This is a genomic window from Streptomyces sp. NPDC002730 (genome assembly GCF_042888805.1).
Taxonomy (GTDB): Bacteria; Actinomycetota; Actinomycetes; order Streptomycetales; family Streptomycetaceae; genus Streptomyces.
Map to the genome: position 1 here is coordinate 391,587 of NZ_JBIAQG010000002.1, position 14,813 is coordinate 406,399.

20 protein-coding genes are annotated in these 14,813 nt (G+C 68.3%); 8 read left to right on the forward strand and 12 right to left on the reverse strand.

Annotation, left to right across the window (positions count from 1 at the left end):
- Positions 1 to 28 precede the first annotated feature (28 nt).
- From amaP to ACFYXH_RS06695, 5 genes are read right to left on the reverse strand one after another with little or no spacing between them, the layout of a single operon-like run.
- The gene (gene amaP / locus ACFYXH_RS06675; RefSeq protein WP_389561043.1) at positions 29 to 622 is read right to left on the reverse strand and encodes an alkaline shock response membrane anchor protein AmaP; all 594 of its coding nucleotides are present in this window, start codon (positions 620 to 622) and stop codon (positions 29 to 31) included.
- 10 nt (positions 623 to 632) lie between these two features.
- Positions 633 to 1,316, reverse strand: coding sequence for a DUF6286 domain-containing protein (locus ACFYXH_RS06680; protein ID WP_389561044.1), 684 nt, complete (start codon positions 1,314 to 1,316; stop codon positions 633 to 635).
- A complete protein-coding gene (locus tag ACFYXH_RS06685; RefSeq protein ID WP_389561045.1) occupies positions 1,313 to 1,759 on the reverse strand; it encodes an Asp23/Gls24 family envelope stress response protein in 447 nt (148 codons plus the stop codon). Before ACFYXH_RS06685 ends, ACFYXH_RS06680 begins: the two co-directional genes overlap by 4 nt.
- A complete protein-coding gene (locus ACFYXH_RS06690) occupies positions 1,756 to 1,983 on the reverse strand; it encodes a hypothetical protein (RefSeq protein WP_389561046.1) in 228 nt (75 codons plus the stop codon). Before ACFYXH_RS06690 ends, ACFYXH_RS06685 begins: the two co-directional genes overlap by 4 nt.
- A 39-nt stretch (positions 1,984 to 2,022) precedes the next feature.
- Positions 2,023 to 2,454 carry an Asp23/Gls24 family envelope stress response protein gene (locus ACFYXH_RS06695; protein ID WP_389561047.1) on the reverse strand — a complete coding sequence of 144 codons (432 nt, stop codon included), beginning with the start codon at positions 2,452 to 2,454 and terminating at the stop codon, positions 2,023 to 2,025.
- Between the two features lie 194 nt (positions 2,455 to 2,648).
- Here ACFYXH_RS06695 and ACFYXH_RS06700 point away from each other — a divergent pair, with 194 nt between their 5' ends.
- Together ACFYXH_RS06700 and ACFYXH_RS06705 are read left to right on the forward strand one after the other, a co-directional pair.
- Positions 2,649 to 3,416: a hypothetical protein gene (locus tag ACFYXH_RS06700; protein WP_389561048.1), complete on the forward strand. Its 768-nt coding sequence runs from the start codon at positions 2,649 to 2,651 to the stop codon at positions 3,414 to 3,416.
- Positions 3,417 to 3,490: 74 nt separating this feature from the next.
- On the forward strand, positions 3,491 to 3,901 hold the full coding sequence (locus ACFYXH_RS06705; RefSeq protein WP_389561049.1) for a hypothetical protein: 411 nt from the start codon (positions 3,491 to 3,493) through the stop codon (positions 3,899 to 3,901).
- Between the two features lie 300 nt (positions 3,902 to 4,201).
- Here the strand turns inward: ACFYXH_RS06705 and ACFYXH_RS06710 are convergent, their stop codons facing one another.
- The 7 genes from ACFYXH_RS06710 to ACFYXH_RS06740 all read right to left on the reverse strand — a co-directional run bounded on the left by ACFYXH_RS06710 (position 4,202) and on the right by ACFYXH_RS06740 (position 10,734).
- Entirely contained in the window at positions 4,202 to 5,410 is a 1,209-nt protein-coding gene (locus ACFYXH_RS06710; RefSeq protein ID WP_389561050.1) for an ABC transporter permease, read from the reverse strand.
- On the reverse strand, positions 5,407 to 6,243 hold the full coding sequence (locus tag ACFYXH_RS06715) for an ABC transporter ATP-binding protein (RefSeq protein WP_389561051.1): 837 nt from the start codon (positions 6,241 to 6,243) through the stop codon (positions 5,407 to 5,409). The genes ACFYXH_RS06710 and ACFYXH_RS06715 overlap by 4 nt, the downstream gene beginning before the upstream one ends.
- The gene (locus ACFYXH_RS06720; RefSeq protein WP_389561052.1) at positions 6,240 to 7,457 is read right to left on the reverse strand and encodes a peptidoglycan-binding protein; all 1,218 of its coding nucleotides are present in this window, start codon (positions 7,455 to 7,457) and stop codon (positions 6,240 to 6,242) included. The genes ACFYXH_RS06715 and ACFYXH_RS06720 overlap by 4 nt, the downstream gene beginning before the upstream one ends.
- Positions 7,458 to 7,483: 26 nt before the next feature.
- Positions 7,484 to 7,978, reverse strand: coding sequence for a hypothetical protein (locus ACFYXH_RS06725; RefSeq protein ID WP_389561053.1), 495 nt, complete (start codon positions 7,976 to 7,978; stop codon positions 7,484 to 7,486).
- A 248-nt stretch (positions 7,979 to 8,226) separates the two neighbouring features.
- Positions 8,227 to 8,646 (reverse strand): hypothetical protein, encoded by a 420-nt coding sequence (locus tag ACFYXH_RS06730; protein WP_389561054.1) that lies wholly within the window; start codon positions 8,644 to 8,646, stop codon positions 8,227 to 8,229.
- A gap of 1,403 nt (positions 8,647 to 10,049) precedes the next feature.
- Positions 10,050 to 10,319: a hypothetical protein gene (locus ACFYXH_RS06735; protein ID WP_389561055.1), complete on the reverse strand. Its 270-nt coding sequence runs from the start codon at positions 10,317 to 10,319 to the stop codon at positions 10,050 to 10,052.
- A 58-nt stretch (positions 10,320 to 10,377) separates the two neighbouring features.
- Positions 10,378 to 10,734 (reverse strand): PRC-barrel domain-containing protein, encoded by a 357-nt coding sequence (locus tag ACFYXH_RS06740; RefSeq protein ID WP_389561056.1) that lies wholly within the window; start codon positions 10,732 to 10,734, stop codon positions 10,378 to 10,380.
- A 986-nt stretch (positions 10,735 to 11,720) separates the two neighbouring features.
- On the opposite strand from ACFYXH_RS06740, the gene ACFYXH_RS06745 reads away from it, so the two are divergent.
- The 6 genes from ACFYXH_RS06745 (at position 11,721) to ACFYXH_RS06770 (ending at position 14,709) form a co-directional block, all read left to right on the forward strand.
- Positions 11,721 to 11,897 carry a hydrophobic protein gene (locus ACFYXH_RS06745; protein ID WP_326654281.1) on the forward strand — a complete coding sequence of 59 codons (177 nt, stop codon included), beginning with the start codon at positions 11,721 to 11,723 and terminating at the stop codon, positions 11,895 to 11,897.
- Between the two features lie 94 nt (positions 11,898 to 11,991).
- The gene (locus ACFYXH_RS06750; protein ID WP_326654280.1) at positions 11,992 to 12,165 is read left to right on the forward strand and encodes a CsbD family protein; all 174 of its coding nucleotides are present in this window, start codon (positions 11,992 to 11,994) and stop codon (positions 12,163 to 12,165) included.
- Between the two features lie 132 nt (positions 12,166 to 12,297).
- Complete coding sequence (locus ACFYXH_RS06755; RefSeq protein WP_389561057.1) at positions 12,298 to 13,032, forward strand: hypothetical protein; 735 nt, start codon at positions 12,298 to 12,300, stop codon at positions 13,030 to 13,032.
- A gap of 445 nt (positions 13,033 to 13,477) precedes the next feature.
- Positions 13,478 to 13,924 carry a hypothetical protein gene (locus ACFYXH_RS06760; protein ID WP_389561058.1) on the forward strand — a complete coding sequence of 149 codons (447 nt, stop codon included), beginning with the start codon at positions 13,478 to 13,480 and terminating at the stop codon, positions 13,922 to 13,924.
- Positions 13,925 to 14,014: 90 nt separating this feature from the next.
- Positions 14,015 to 14,188: a CsbD family protein gene (locus ACFYXH_RS06765; protein WP_389561059.1), complete on the forward strand. Its 174-nt coding sequence runs from the start codon at positions 14,015 to 14,017 to the stop codon at positions 14,186 to 14,188.
- 314 nt (positions 14,189 to 14,502) lie between these two features.
- A complete protein-coding gene (locus ACFYXH_RS06770; protein WP_389561060.1) occupies positions 14,503 to 14,709 on the forward strand; it encodes a hypothetical protein in 207 nt (68 codons plus the stop codon).
- Positions 14,710 to 14,813: the final 104 nt, after the last annotated feature.

Genomic DNA, 14,813 nt, shown 5'->3' on the forward strand with positions numbered 1-14,813 from the left:
TTCCGTCCTGGTATGTGGCGAAGAGTTGTTAGGTGACGCGGTGGGCGCGGTGGCGGACTTCCCGGAGTCGCACCTTTGACGGGAGGCGGTCCAGGCCTGCCGAGTCCCGCGCGTGTGCGAGCGTTTCCCGGTTGAGTTGCCTAAGGGTCTGCGCTGGTTCCGCGGGAGGCTCCAGCCACAGCCGCACTCGTGCGACCGGAGCAGTAGGCCGGCCCGTCAGCCGGACATGAGCCCGCGAGACCCCGTCCAGGGCTTGCGATTCTGCTTCGATCACGTCCTCCAGCGCGCGGCCGTTGAGTTGGGCCGCCGCGCCGTCTTCGCTGTCGACGAGGACTTGGCCCAGCCGGTGTCGGAGTTGCGCAATAAGCCACCACAGCAGCAGCGCCAGCAACACGGTGAGCACCGCGATGACGGCCGGCCACCACCAGCCCTCTTCCCGCCACCGGGTGCGTCCCACGGTGGCCAGCACCACATCGTCCGGCCCCCGGAAGGGCCACCAGCCCGGCACGTCGAAACCCCAGCGGCGCTGAAGATCCAGCCCGCCCAGCAGCACGCCGCCACCCAGGGCGAACAGTCCAAGGCCGAGCAGCCCCAGCAGCACCCGGTTCACTGTCTTGATCATCGGGATCACCTCAGCCCTTCTTCGGGCGCCGAACGCGCACGGCCAGCGTGGGTTGCCGGGCGAGCCCCAAAGTCCTCACGGCTTCGCCCAGCGCAGTGCCCAGGTCCGCGCGGACCTCGTCGAGATCGCGGAAATGGACCTGTGCCCGGGCCTTGACCTTCCGGCGGCCGACATCGACCTGTGCCGATTGGACACCGGACACCCGCATGGCCCGGTCGCGCAGAAGCAGGGCAGCTGCGCGGCGGTCGAGCCCGCCGCGGACCTCATCTGCTCTGGGGGTACCGGTGGGCTGCCGCATGGGTAGCAGCCTGCGCAGTCCCGGCGTCACCGCCAGCAGGAAAAGCCACAGGCCGAGGGCCATCGCCACTGCGGCCCCGACGATCATCCAGATGTCCTCCAGCGGTCGTGTCGCCAGCTCCTCGGCGAGCCGCCGTCGCCAGCGCATCGCAGGCCCACCTGCCCGCACCGAGACCACGTCGTACAGGAGCAGTCCAGTGGCTGCGACGGACAGCAGGGCCACAATGCCCGCGGGGATCCGCCGCGCGGACCAGAAACGGCGCGCCGACCGGCCCGATTCCTGGACCGCCGCCGTCGCGTCTGTGCCCGGGGGGTCACCCGTGGACGAAGCTGCCTGTCCCGTACCGGAGGGAATGTCGCCATCGCTGGTTGGCTGCCGCCAGGTGTCCGCGCTCATGTCACCCTCTCCTGGTCTGTATGCCGCGAGTGCACCGAGTGCAGCCTCTCGACCGACACCGCCAGGTCGGACACATCCATGTCGGCCCACGCCCTGAGCCGTTCGGTGACCTCTCGGCGCACCGCAGCGCACTGCGCCCCGATGTCGGACGGATAGCCCAGCTCCACGGCGATGCGGATCCGCGCTTGGCCGAGCACTGCCGGCCGGCCTTCGGCAGGATCGGCGTCTCGTCCTGCGTCGTTCCGCTCGGGTGCCCGCCGCACGGACGTCGTCACGCGTGGTGTCCGGCGGCCGGGCGGTACGAGACCGTCCGACTCGGTGAACCGGCTCAGCGCCTCGCGCGCCACCTGGGAAGCGATCTTCGCGACGACCCGGTCGGCGATGGTGACCGCACCCCGCTCCCTGCGGGGGATGCCCGGGCGCCGATCGGTGTCAGTCGTCACCGCCGCCAGTCCCCCTGAGCCCGTCGCCGGTCGTCGCGGTTCCGCTGCTGGTCGTCACGGGGCCGGAAGAAGTCGCCCAGTTCCAGGTCACCCTCCATCAACCGCCCGGCCACAAGTCCTACAACACCCAACGCCAACACCAGCAGGAATGCCCCGAAGCCGCCGAAATACCCAGCGAAACCCAGCGCCATCCCCGCAATCAAGCCCACCACGGCCCTGCTCATCGCGCGCTCCTTCGCTCAAGCGGCCTACTCCTGCCCCGGCTACTGGACCCGCTGCCGCTCTTCTTCTTCGTCTTCCTCGTCGGGCAGCTTCACATCGCTGACCGCGATGTTGACTTCCACGACTTGCAGGCCCGCCATCCGCTCCACAGCGGAAATCACGTCTTCCCGAACGGCACCGGCCACGTCGGTGATCGAGACGCCGTAATCGACGACGATCTCCAGATCGATGGCCGCCTGCACCTCTCCCACCTCGACGCTCACCCCACGGGTGGCGGATTTGCCGCTGCCGCCGCCAGGCATCCGCTGCCGCATCGAACCCATGGAGCGCGCGAATCCGCTGCCCAGAGCATGGACGCCTATCACGTCCCGTGCCGCCATTCCGGCGATCTTCTCCACCACCACATCGGCGATGGTCGTCCGGCCGCGAGAGCCGGGCGCACCGCCGTGCTTTACGCCGGCGTTCTCAGTCATCGGGAATTCCTCCATAAAGGCACCTGGCACCTTTTATTCAGATCATAATCGTATTAGTACGTTTTGGCCGGTGTGTGAACCATGAGACGGGGTGGCCAAACGGGTGGCATGAGCGGCGCTGCCTGGAGCCCTTGCGGACACTCCGAGCGCAGTGGGCAGGAAGATCCGCGGCCGTGGGAGAGGGTGAAAGGCCGGTGAAAACTGAGGCGTGGATGCAGGCAGTACGGCGCCAGCTCGACCTGGGTCGGCTGCTCCCGCTCGGAGGGCCCGACGACGGGACATGGATCACCGAGCAAGCGGCCGTCCGGCCCCTCAGGCGCACGGCCGCTGAGATTCCCGGCGTGTGGCTGGAGACCCTGCGCATCGGGCCGGCACCGCTCGAGCCCGTGTCCGAGCCGGCCGTCCGTCCGCCGGCCAGCGCGCTACCGCCTGGCCCGCTCAGGATCGAGGCTGCCTTCACCGCATCCATGGGGCAGCCGCTGCCCCAGACCGCCGAACAGTTGAGGAGCACACTGCTCGATGTGGCCGCTGAACGGCTCGGCCTGGCCACTGTGGCGGTTGATCTGCGTGTCACGGATCTCCATGAGGGCCCGGAGACAAGCGTCAGGTCGCGGACCGCAGAGAAGGCCATGAGGCCCCCGCCGGAAGTCGTAGCCGCGCGAAGCTCGGCCCCAGCGACCGGAACAGGACCCATGCCGGGGCCCATCGGGGAGCTGGCCGACGTCGCGGCGGCCGTTCCGGGCGTCTTCCGCCTCACCGCCGTGCTGGGAGGCCGCCCGGTCAAGATGGATCAACGTGACGATCCACCCGGCCGACACATCGAGGTCCAACTCGCGGTCGCGCCCGGACACCATCCACTGGAAGTCTCTCGCGCCGTCCGGGCAGCGGTAGCCGACGCAGCCACCAGTGACGCCCCGGGCCTGGTAACCGCCGCCGTCCTCATCACAGAAACCGCGGCCTAGCAAGCGTCAAACGGCACTCGACGCGCTGGGGCTGGTCCGGTCCCATTTTTCTGGACTCTTCCGCGGAGACGTCCATGCAGCCCAACTCGTCGCCCATGACCGTCTCGGTGTTCTTCGGCGGAGCCGTCGACGGCTCCGCCTTGGAGGAAGGCGTCGCCGGTGCGCCAGTCCGCGCCCACGACGAGCGTGACGCCCAATGCAGTGAGGTCTGTCGGCTCGGCTCGACGACGGCAATATCTCTACCGCGCTTGGATAGGTGCCGCTGGCCGGGCGCGAGGTGCCTACTCCCCGAGAACACCGCCCGCCCTGCCGTGCCCGAGCGTGCCGGCCTCCTGGTCATCGGCAACCGCGAGCGCACCGGCCGCCACCACGGTATCTGGCCGGACGTCGTCCTCGTCGAACGCCGCAGCAATGTCATCACCAGACTCTCCCCCGGACCGTTGCACAGCGTCGGTACCGTCGCCCCTTTGTCAGTCTGTTCCTAGACGGGACCCGCGGTGAGCCCTGGTCCTCCTGGCCACGGCGAAGGTCAGCGTCCCCCGGCCCCAAGGCTCCCGCCGACATCCCGTGCAGCCCCGTTGGCAGCGATCGCTCCAGCCTCACCCGTATGCGAGGCGTGTAGGGGCTGGTGTGTCACCACGGGTTAGCTGACTCGTCCCTGACCCGGATCGCCAGACTCCCCTTCGGGAAAGCCGCCCCGCGCCACCCGCACCGTCTCCACCGGGACATCCCCCGGCACCTTCGCCTGCATCGACACCCACAGCACCGTCAGGGACCCCACCATGTCAGCTCGAGGCGAGGGCCACCGTCGGAGAGACCCGCGCCGCACGCATCGCCGGATACAGCCCGGCCACGGCCCCGATGACCAGAGTGCCCGCCGCTGCTGCCAGCACGGCGGTCGCCGGCAGGACGACCGGCCAGCCCCGGTGCTCCGCGTACCCGATGGTGATCAGCAGTCCGAGGACCGCGCCACCGCAGCCCCCGAGCCCGGACAGCACCAGGGATTCGGTGAAGAACTGGTTGCGGACCTGGCCCCGGGTGGCACCGAGTGCCCTGCGCAGCCCGATCTCGCCACGTCGTTCCAGCACCGCGATGACCATTGTGTTGGCGACACCGATGCCGCCGACGAGCAGGGCGACCGCTCCGATACCGAGCAGCAGCCCGGTGAACGCCTCCTCGGCGGCTAGCTTCGCCGCCAGTGCGTCCGACGGTCGGGCGACCCGTACCGCGTCGGGCTGTTCCGGATTGACCGTACGGGCCAGCACATTGCGGACGTCGGTCACCGCGTGCTCCTCGGCCCGGAGGTAGACGGCCGTAGGGTGCCCGTCGAAGCCCAGGTTCTGCTGCGCGGCCTTGAACCCGACCAGCGCCGAGCTGTTCAGCTCGGGTGCGAGCACGACCGGTTCCAGGATGCCGATCACCGTGAAGGAACGACCGCCGATCAGTATCTGGACATCCGGATCAGCGCGGACGACGCCCAGCCTGCGGGCGGCGGCGGAGCCGAGCACGACCGCCGGATACCTGCCCGTGGCCTGGTTGAGCCAGACTCCACTCGACGTACGTACGCCCAGGGTGGCCAGGAGGTCGGGGTGGGTCGCGGCGACCTCCAGGGCGTTTGTCTCCTCCTTCGGGATCAGGTCCGAGCGGTATACCTTGGCGTCGACCGTCCCGACGGCACTCGCATCGGTCACCGGTGGCACCCGGCGCACCATCCCGGTCACCCCGGTTGGCAGCTTCGCCGCACCGCCGGTCAGGGACTCCCCCGCTTCGACGTGCAGCAGATTGGTCCCCAGTGTGTCGAGGGTGGCCTGGAGCTCCGCGCGGCTGGAGGTGGAGATGCCCATCACGGCCACCATCGCGGCGATACCGATGGAGATCCCGGCCGCCGAGAACACGGCGCGCATGGGTTTCGCGCGCAGCCCGGACAGGCTCAGCCGCAGGACGTCGAGCGGTCCGAGGCGGGCCGGGCGCAGCGCAGGTCGGGAGGGTGTCATCGGGCGGCCTCCTGCGCGGTGCCGGGGGCGGTGTCGGCGGTCGCACCTGGGGCGGTACGGCCACCGTCGGGCGGGCGATGACCGCCGTCGGGCGCGGGGCGACCGCCGTCCTCGACCATCCGCCCGTCGCGCATGGTCACCCTGCGCGGCAGCCGGGCGGCGAGTTCCGTGTCGTGGGTGATGACGACGATCGTGGTGCCGTCGGCGTTGAGCTCCCGCAGCAGTTCGACGACGCTCGCCCCTGACGCGCTGTCGAGGGACCCGGTGGGTTCGTCCGCGAGGAGCAGGGAGGGCCGGCCTGCCACCGCGCGGGCCAGGGCGACCCGCTGCCGCTCTCCGCCGGACAGCTCGTGCGGGCGGTGCCGCAACCGGTGGCCGAGGCCGACCCGGCGCAGGCTCTCGACGGCGGCCGCGGTCCTGGCGCGCCGGGACAGTCCGGCGTACAAGAGCCCCTCGGCCACGTTGTCGACCGCGCTGACCCCGGCGGTGAGGAAGAACTGCTGGAAGACGAAGCCGATGTGCTCCGCCCGGAGCGCCGAGAGTTCGCGGTCGGACAGCCGGTCCACGGCGTAGCCCGCGATGGCGACGCGGCCATCGGTGGGCCGGTCGAGGGTGCCCATCAGGTTGAGCAGGGTCGATTTCCCGGATCCCGAAGGGCCGACCACGGCGAGCAGTTCGCCCGGCAGGACGCGCAGCGACAGGTCGCGGACGGCGTGGACGGGCGGGCTTCCGGGGTAACTGCGGGTCACCCCGGTGAGCTCGATGACGGGATCGGTGGGCGGTGCCGACCCGGCGGCGGCCGGTTCATTCGTCACCTCAATGATGGCGTTCACAGCGCGGGCATCCCGACCTTGAGTCCCTCGGTGATTCCGGTTCCCGACACTTCGACCCTGCCTCCGCTGAACATCCCGGTGGTGACCGGGATGATGCGTGTGGTGTCGCCCTTGACGACCTGGACGCCGTATCCGCCTTCCCGCAGGGCGAGCAGCGCGGCGACGGGTACGGACAGGACGCCCTGGCGCCGTTCGCTCTCGACCTCGATGCGGACCGGGGCGTAGGTGAGGGTGCCCGCGGCCTTCTGGTCGAGGAGGGCGATCTTTACGACGACGGTCTGGTCGCCACCCTCGGGGTTCTTCCCGCCGCCGCCGTTCCCGCCGCCGCCTTTGTTCTTGTCGTCGTCGCCTCCCCCGCCGCCGCCTTTGTTCTTGTCGTCGTCGCCTCCCCCGCCGCCCACCACCGTGCCGACCGAGGTGACCTTGCCGGCGACGGGTTTGTCGCGGCCGGGGAGAGTGACCAGCACCCTCTTGCCCACGGGCAGCAGCTGCTGCTGGGACATCTTGGCCTTCACGGTCACGGCCCGTTCGGCCTTGGTCGTGGCCAGGACGGGGCTGCCGCTCTGCGTCTCGTCACCGGGTTTGCGGTCGGCCGCACCCGCCCGGACGGACTGCGGCGCGAACAGGACACGGCCGAGTTCGAGCCTTCCGGTCTTCGGCAGACCGAGGTCGCGCTGCCAGCGTTTCACCGCGTCGGCCGTGTTGTCGGTGAACTCCTCGTCCACGGTGAAGCCGGTGTAGCCGAAGGCGGCGAGGTTGCTCTCCAGCTGGCGTACGTCGCCTCCGTCGGACATGTCCGGTCCGAAGGCGCGGTAGGCCGGGATCTTTCCGTACAGGAGCACCACAGGTTTCTCGTCGACTCGGTAGAGGACGCCGCCGCGGGAGACCGTCTCGCCGGGGCGGACCACCCAGGTCACGGTGCCGGTGAGGCGGTTGGGCAAATACACCTCGTCCGCGTACTCCAGTGTCCCGTCGAGCTTGTCCGTCGCGGCCAGGTCGCCCCGGGTGACCGGTGTGGTCGCGGTCTCCGAGAGCCGGGCCGGCGGCTCGTCGCCCGGCCGGTCGCGGAGCACCACGGCGGCGACCGTGCCTGCGGTGAGTACGACGGCGATGGAGACCAGCAGCACGCGGGAGCGCCGCGGGCGGGGGGCGTGGTCGTCGGCCCTGGTCACGGTGTCGGTGTGTGCCTGGGGCCGAGCGTGGACTTCGGTCATGGCTTCGTGCTCGCCGCCACCGTCTTTCACTGCCCCTCATCCGGAAGCGGACCGGCCTCCTTGTAGCACTCCTTCGACGCCTTCTCGTGCTCCGCCTTCTGGTTCTCCTTGACGTTGCCCATGTCGAAGCCCTTGGCGCGCATGCACTTCTCGACCTTGAGGCGCCAGACCTTGCGCTCCTCGCTCTCTTTGCCGCCGGAGGCCGCGCCGCCACCGCCGCTGCCGCCCTGGTCCATGAACTGCTTGCAGGCGTTCCGCGCCTTGTCGATCTTGGCCTGGTCCTGGGTCTCGGTGACCTGGATCGACAGGTTTCCGTCCTTGGCCGGGTCGTCGACCGTGAGGCCGTTCCGGCGCAGGCAGCGGACGAACTTGAGGACGCCCTCCTCCGGCTCGCCGCCACCCGGCTTCTTCGCGCTGCTGCTGGGCGCCTTCTTACCGCCGGTGGAGGGGATGTCGCTCTTCTCGCCGGACTCGCAACCAGTGAGCACAACGAGCGGGAGCAACGCGGCGACGGAACTCATCGCGATTCGATGTAATCGTTGCAGTTTCAACGTCGACTCCTCGTCGAATACTCTCTGGAGAAATTCCGCACTTCGGGTGCGACAGTCATTATTGCCGAGGGCCACCGAGAGGCCGATGAGAGGTTCATGAAATTCCTCTGAGAAGAAAGGGACGAAATCATTCCGGTGCCGGTGTACAAAAAGATCGAATTCGTGGGCTGTCCGGGCAGTCCACGAATTCGATCTTCAGCAGTTGCGAGCGGCCCTGGTCAGCCGCCGATCGAACCGCCCCAGATGGCGTACGTACCCGACGGGCACCACATCGTGTGGTTGAAGGTGCCGTAGTAGTACGTCGAGAAGATGTACCGGTAGCCGTTGGAGCAGTCGATGTAGACCCGGTAGCCGTTGCCGGAACAGGTCATGTACATGTATTGGCCGGAAGTGGAGCCGTTCCAGCAGCTGGCCATGGTGTTGACGTCGCCCTTGGCGGCAGCCTTGACACCGGTGGACTTGTCGAGCGACTTCGAGGCGACCTCGGTCCTCGTCTGACCCTGGGCGTTCTGCGCAACGGAGACCGCCTGACCGTTGCCGGTCGAGGCCGCGCTCGCGGCGGGCGCCAGGCCAACCCCGGAACCGAGCATCAGCAGGGCGCCGGCCCCCACAAGACCAAGATTCTTTCGAATACTCATCTCTCCCCATTCACTGCGTTGGTTTTGCACCAATACCAGTCGGCATTTGACTTGCACCAAATGCCCACTCGCCGAGCGAACGCCCTTATTCTTTCCAGAGCCTCAGAAGCATGTCAATTCTCATGCACCTCTCATGATCACCCCTATGCGATGAATAAGTCATTCCGCACAATCGCCCGGCCGTCGAGCGAAGATCACCCGGAATCGAATATGCGCCGGTCACCACACCGGGCGACAATATTGAGTCGCACATTCCCTTTGAGAAACTGTCGTTAATCAGCCATTAATTAACGGTCAGCTTCGGAAATCCTTCGGGGGTTGATCATGCTGCCAAGTCGACGGAGGATTCTTCCTGGTGATCGGTGGTGTGCCGGTCGAGCCTGGCCGGACGACGGCGGCGCCTTCACGCTCCTGCAACAGGCGGCGCACCGGCTGCGGCAGGGCGCGGACGGGGCCTCCGGGTCAGGCGCGACGGGCCCGGACCTCATGGGGCGCGTGATCGGGCACCTGGACGCCTGGCTGAACCGGCATCCGGACGCCGAGCCGAAGCGCGTGTGGCCGCCGAGGCCCACATACGCGACCTCGGGAGCCGCATCAATCGAACCGCTGCTGCCGGTCAGCGCCGACATCGGTATCCGGGCAAGGACTGCGCTGATCACCGCAAGGTGCTGTGCGCGATCCCGTTCGTGTGGCACCGGCATCCGGTGGAAGTGGCTATCCGTCAATTGTTCAGGGCCGTGAGGTCTATCCGACTGTGTACACGCTGCCCTGTGGGGAGATGGCCAGGACTGGTGGTCGCTACCAGGGGCCGGTGCTTCCCCCAATCGCGGGGGGGTAGTGCTTCCAAATCTGCTCGCCGCTGCGGGCATCCAGGGCGCCCTTGGTGGGTGGCTCAGGCAGCCTCCGGCATGCGGGGTCCGGCGGTAGAAGTGCGGCGTGGCCGTACCGAGTTGCTGCTTCAGTGGCTCGACTGCAAGGTCGAGCGCCGCCTGGCCGACGCGACCGGTTCACCGCGGTGTTCTCGTCCACGCCTGGTTTGGGTCAGCGGCCGAAGGGGCCCTCTTCGTCGGGGCGGGTGGCGCCGAGCACGGGCGCGTTGCCCTTGGCGCGGTGGTAGCCGTAGTTCACGTCGTGCTGCTTTGAGCTGGGTGGAGGTGCGAGAGGAGCGCAGTTCAGGGAGGGGATGTGGTTGTAGAGGGTGCAGGCGCTGACGCCGAGCAGGCGCGCGAGGAACTCGATGCTGTTGCTCGGGGTTGGGCAACATGTCGCGGGCGGCCAGGCCTCCCTGGTGCCGGCGACGATGAGTTTCCGCCAGGGCTATCGGATGGGGTGGCGACCGGAGGATCGGGACCATCGCACGGCGATGAAGGCCAGATCGGCCCCGAGGAGCACGATGCCGATGATCAGCAGGTAGCCCAGCCCCTCTCTGCCACCGCGCCGATGATTCCCACCACGACGGCCGCCATGGCGAGGAGCAGGAAGAGAGTCATGACGCAGACGCCTCCTTCGGAAGTGGTGAGCCTGCGCGTCAGCGGGCCGGGCGTCGGCGTGAGCGCAATGCCGAGCGAACGGCGAGGTACGCCATAAGCGGCCACGAGGAGCAGTGCGCCGACGGAGAGCAGATAGAGCATGCCTTCGACGGCTACGCCGATGATGCCCAGCACGATCGCCACGACGAGGACGACAAGGACAGCACCGTGACGCGGATGCCTCCTTCGTAGGAGCGGGCGCTCAGCGCCGGGCGAGTTGGCGCTCGCCGCCGGTGCCCGGCTGGTAGGTCAGGCCGTAGTGCTTGAAGATCGGTTCCTCTTCCTCGGCCGGCAGGACGTCGTCCGTGCCGATCGAGGGGCACTCCTTCACCAGCGCCTTGTCGTAGGTGACCTTGACGTAGCCGGGTCCGACAGTCGCGCCGTCCAGCGGTACGAAGACCAGGCGGTGACGTGTGGGCAGACCGGTCTGGACGGTCGCCATGGCCGGCTCGTCGGTGCTGGTGTCCACATAGATCGATTCCAGCATGCCGATCTTGTGTCCGTCGCGGTCAATGACATCGTGGCTGCGCCACTCGCGGATATCGCCCACGTTGATCATCCTGGATCCCTCCCGGAGGCCCGACCGCTCGGGGCGTGCTCGCCGACCGGGGGTCGCGCCCCGCCCCGGGCCTGTGACCTCAGCACTTCTCAGTGTGCCCCCATCCGCTACCCGAAACCAGCGCGCACCCTGTGACTGCTCCTGGGCGCCGCACCGGTCCAGCCGGTGCACCCGGCGCCTGGCAGACCGGGATGGGCTTCCCTGCGCTCCCGCCCATCGGATTGACCTCTGCTCAGCCTCCCCAGCCAAGTGGAGAGCCCCAATGCGACGGGGAAGAAACCGACCCTCTGTGCGGCACGAGCTCCTCGGAGCGGAACAGGTCATGGCATCCGGGGGCTGGGGACTCTCCGGCCAGCGTAGTCCTGCGTGTACGCCGCAAGACAGCCCTGCCGGGCGTCGGATGGCCGCCTGATGCCTGTTCAGGGAGTGCCTCGGCGACTAGCGTGCGTGGTGCGGCCCGGGCCCCCGGCAGCGTCGAGAAGTTACCGCGCTCCCTCGGGGGCGCACCTTGCGCATCGATGCCGGAACCTGCCTCGTCACGAGCGTGGCCGTCCCGCAGTCGCCGTCGCTACGCGATCCCGGCGCAGCCTCGATGCGCCACCGTGCGGGCCGCTTCCGCTGCCCGCCGCGTCGCACGTATCCGACAACTGGCAGTACACATGTACGCGCTGATCGTTCCGGCTTCGGTCCCCTTCGTCCTGCTCGGCACCGTGATGGGCCTGTCCTGATGGGAGGATCACGTCCTGCCACCGGCCGAGGAGCCGGCGGAAGCCCCCGAGGCTGCGTTCACACCCGAGGCCCCGGACCCCACGCCGCAACTCCCCAATAACACTGGTCCGTTGACAGGGACCTCCACCCGGCGTTGACTGACAACGACGGCGTAGGGCTGTGGTGCTCCGGATTTCCCGGGCAAAGCCTTCACCTTCGCTTCGCCCAGCCCCCGCGGAACGCAGGACATGTCCCTGTGACCGCGTGGAGGCGCAGCCATGCTGCTCTGGATACTTCTCCTTCTGCTGATCCTGGCTCTCTTCGGGTTCGGCTTCACCATGCAGATCCTCTGGTACGTCGCGGTTGTACTGCTGGTCGTCTGGATCGCCGGGTTCGCCATGCGCGGCCGCGGTCGCAGTCGCGGCGGGCGCCGATACGGCCGAAGCCGCGGGTAATCCGTACCAGGCCGCAGCCCCACCCGCAGGAATGGCGAGTTGGACGGCAATCCCGCATCGGGAGCCCCACCCCATAGGCGAGCAGAGGACAGTCATGAGCTTTGAACAGAAGATCAGGAACAAGGCACAGGAACTCAAGGGCCGGATCACCGAGTCCTTTGGCCGGGCCACCCGCAACCCGCGGCTGAAGAGGCAGGGGAAGACCGACCGAGTCGTCGGCAATCTGAAGCAGTCCGGTGGGAAGGCCAAGGGCGCGTTCAGGCGCTGACCACCTCCGCCCCGGGTGGTGTTCACGTCGCGTGAACACCACCCGGCAGGCAACGATGCGGGGCACGAGCCGACAGGGGTTGATGGGAATGAAGCAGAGCGGATTACGACACGAGAGCCAGAGAGGGCAGCCATGTTCATGGCCGTGATCATTGCCGTGGCCGTCGTTGTCGTGGTGGCCGCCCTCTTCGCCGGACTCGGCCGGGACGGTGGCGGCCGCGGGTTGAAGCGGCGCTTCGGCCCCGAGTACGACCGTGCCGTCGCCCGCCACGACGGCGACACCAAGGCGGCAGAGCGGGAACTCGACGAGCGAGTGAAGCGGCACGGTTCCCTCAAGGAGCAGCCGCTGCCGCCCGAGGCCCGCGAGCAGTACGTGGCCCAGTGGGCCGGAACCCAGGAGCAGTTCGTGGACTCGCCGCAGAAGGCGGTCACCGAGGCCGATGCACTGCTGGCGCGGCTGGCGAAGGACCGGGGCTTCCCCGACGGCGAGCAGTTCGAGGAGCAGGCGGACCGGGCAGCACCGAGGACCAGAATCACGGACGAGACCGGAAACGAACCGGACGCCGACGAATACGACGCCTCCGCGAAGGAACCCGATACTGCCCCGCTTCTCGGGCCCCAGGAGACAGAAGGCCTCCGCACCAGGTGGCAGGAGATCCAGCAGGGATTCGTCGATGACCCGCAGCAGTCGGTGCTTGCGGCAGACGGGCTCGTCGCCGAGGTCATGCAGCTGCTCGCCACCACATTCGCCGACCACAAGCAGGGACTGGAAGGCCAATGGCACCGCGGCGAGGAGGTCGCCACCGAGGACCTGCGCCTGGCCCTGCGCCAATACCGATCCTTCTTCGACCGCCTGCTCAGCACCTGACAGTGAGGATGTTCATGAACGTCCTCCGGCGGGTCTGACCCAGCACCTGACTGACTCAGGGTCCTCAAGTGGATCTGTCGGCTCTGTCCGGGAACGCTCGCGTGCATCCGCCGGGCGGGGGCCGTGACTTCATAAGAGCCTGGCCAGAGGCCCCATCACTGTCTTGTCCGCCCGACGAGCAGGACGACACCGAGGATGATCATGATGTCCTCCGATCGCGCCGAGTGATCCCCCTGCCCAGCAGGTCCCCCACCCGCCATCAGCGCAATCCCACACCTGGACCCCTGGAAGTCGGCACGGGCCACGGCCGAGCGGCATCTCGGTCGGTCGATGGTCTCCAGCAAGTGGGCCACCAGTCCCGGCGAGCCTGCCATCCCTGTCGCGGTGGCTTTGTGGACGGTGCGGTTCTACTGGGGGAGTAGTAGGTAGACCCTCGGAGCGCGTCATGATCGTCATCCTGGGACTCATCATTTTGATCGCCGCGGTGGTCTTCGGCGTGGCCGGTGTACTCACCAACAGCGGCAGCGGGCATGAACTCACCGGCGGGTTCTCGGTATTCGGCCACGACATGACCGGCTCCACCGGCACGCTGTTCCTGTACGGCATCGTTGTCGGAGCGGTGGCGCTGTTCGGGCTGATCCTGCTCTTGACCGGTGCACGCCGCCGCCCTTCTCGCCGTGGCAGTGTCTCGCGCCGCGGACTGAAGCAGTCGCGCCGCGAGACGGCCTCTGCCGGGAGGGACCGCGACGACCCGGTCGACCAACGCGAGCCCGCCCGCGGGGACAACGCGAATGCGCGGGCGAACGACTCACCCCGCGGTGATCGCACTCGAGCCCCGGACAGCGGTCGCCGCAGCAGGCTGCACTTCGGGCACCGATCCGCCCCCCAGTAGGTGTGCGGCACGCGCAGATCGCTGACCGGCCGGCGCCACGGTATTCCTGCCACCGAACCCCAGCAGACAATTCACCCAGGGTGGCCACCCATGAGTATCGCGAAGAAGATCGCGCACAAGGCCGAAGCGATGAAAGGCAGCGCCAAAAAGACAACCGGCCGCGCCACCGGCAGTCGGCGCTTGCAGGCCGAAGGCCACGGAGAACAAGTCAAGGGCAACATCAAGCAGGCCGGGGCGAAGATCAAGGACGCCTTCAAACACTGACCATTCCGCCCCGTCGACCCAACCAGGGCCTCGGTGCACTTCTTGTGGCGGGCACGCTCCAACATGGGAGGAACTTCCGTCTTGGGGCGTTCAGGTCAGCATCTCCGCCCTTTAACTCTTCCGTCGCGCCCTGGTGCGCCAACCGTGCAGGCCGTCGCTCGTATGGCCGCGAGGCAGCTTCACCTTGCACATGGAACGCCGGCGGGGCGGCAGTTGGGTGGCACCGCCACGGGTCTCGCAGGCTCACCTCTGGGGGGCAGGTGGGTTGTGTCGCGGGTTGGGCCGCGGTCTGCCGAGACGGGCAGGCCCCAAGCGTGACCGCTCGGTCCTACATCCTGGGGCGGCCGGGTTCCGGCACTGCGGTCTCGGTCGCCATCTCCGGCGCGAATACCCACCACAGCCAAGCACTTGAGCTGCTGGTGCGTGGGATACCGCCAACAGGCTCGCTCGATGGAGCGGGCGTGGAGGTCCTGGCGCCCACTCTTGCCTACGACTCGGCGGTCATGTTCATGGCCGTCTGACGACTCTGAGGGCCACTCCGGCGTCGCGGATGCGGCCGTTCCTTTAAGCGGAAGACCGTCATCGACCAGGACGGTGTCGAAGGCCGTGAGAGGGGCGAGGGTAC

What these genes read in the sequence shown, in the direction of transcription:
- amaP (WP_389561043.1), bottom strand. Translation starts at nt 622, where the DNA reads ATGATCAAGACAGTGAACCGGGTGCTGCTGGGGCTGCTCGGCCTTGGA.
- ACFYXH_RS06680 (WP_389561044.1), bottom strand. Translation starts at nt 1,316, where the DNA reads ATGAGCGCGGACACCTGGCGGCAGCCAACCAGCGATGGCGACATTCCC.
- ACFYXH_RS06690 (WP_389561046.1), bottom strand. Translation starts at nt 1,983, where the DNA reads ATGAGCAGGGCCGTGGTGGGCTTGATTGCGGGGATGGCGCTGGGTTTC.
- ACFYXH_RS06695 (WP_389561047.1), bottom strand. Translation starts at nt 2,454, where the DNA reads ATGACTGAGAACGCCGGCGTAAAGCACGGCGGTGCGCCCGGCTCTCGC.
- ACFYXH_RS06705 (WP_389561049.1), top strand. Translation starts at nt 3,491, where the DNA reads ATGCAGCCCAACTCGTCGCCCATGACCGTCTCGGTGTTCTTCGGCGGA.
- ACFYXH_RS06710 (WP_389561050.1), bottom strand. Translation starts at nt 5,410, where the DNA reads ATGACACCCTCCCGACCTGCGCTGCGCCCGGCCCGCCTCGGACCGCTC.
- ACFYXH_RS06720 (WP_389561052.1), bottom strand. Translation starts at nt 7,457, where the DNA reads ATGACCGAAGTCCACGCTCGGCCCCAGGCACACACCGACACCGTGACC.
- ACFYXH_RS06725 (WP_389561053.1), bottom strand. Translation starts at nt 7,978, where the DNA reads ATGAGTTCCGTCGCCGCGTTGCTCCCGCTCGTTGTGCTCACTGGTTGC.
- ACFYXH_RS06730 (WP_389561054.1), bottom strand. Translation starts at nt 8,646, where the DNA reads ATGAGTATTCGAAAGAATCTTGGTCTTGTGGGGGCCGGCGCCCTGCTG.
- ACFYXH_RS06740 (WP_389561056.1), bottom strand. Translation starts at nt 10,734, where the DNA reads ATGATCAACGTGGGCGATATCCGCGAGTGGCGCAGCCACGATGTCATT.
- ACFYXH_RS06745 (WP_326654281.1), top strand. Translation starts at nt 11,721, where the DNA reads ATGCTGCTCTGGATACTTCTCCTTCTGCTGATCCTGGCTCTCTTCGGG.
- ACFYXH_RS06750 (WP_326654280.1), top strand. Translation starts at nt 11,992, where the DNA reads ATGAGCTTTGAACAGAAGATCAGGAACAAGGCACAGGAACTCAAGGGC.
- ACFYXH_RS06755 (WP_389561057.1), top strand. Translation starts at nt 12,298, where the DNA reads ATGTTCATGGCCGTGATCATTGCCGTGGCCGTCGTTGTCGTGGTGGCC.
- ACFYXH_RS06760 (WP_389561058.1), top strand. Translation starts at nt 13,478, where the DNA reads ATGATCGTCATCCTGGGACTCATCATTTTGATCGCCGCGGTGGTCTTC.
- ACFYXH_RS06765 (WP_389561059.1), top strand. Translation starts at nt 14,015, where the DNA reads ATGAGTATCGCGAAGAAGATCGCGCACAAGGCCGAAGCGATGAAAGGC.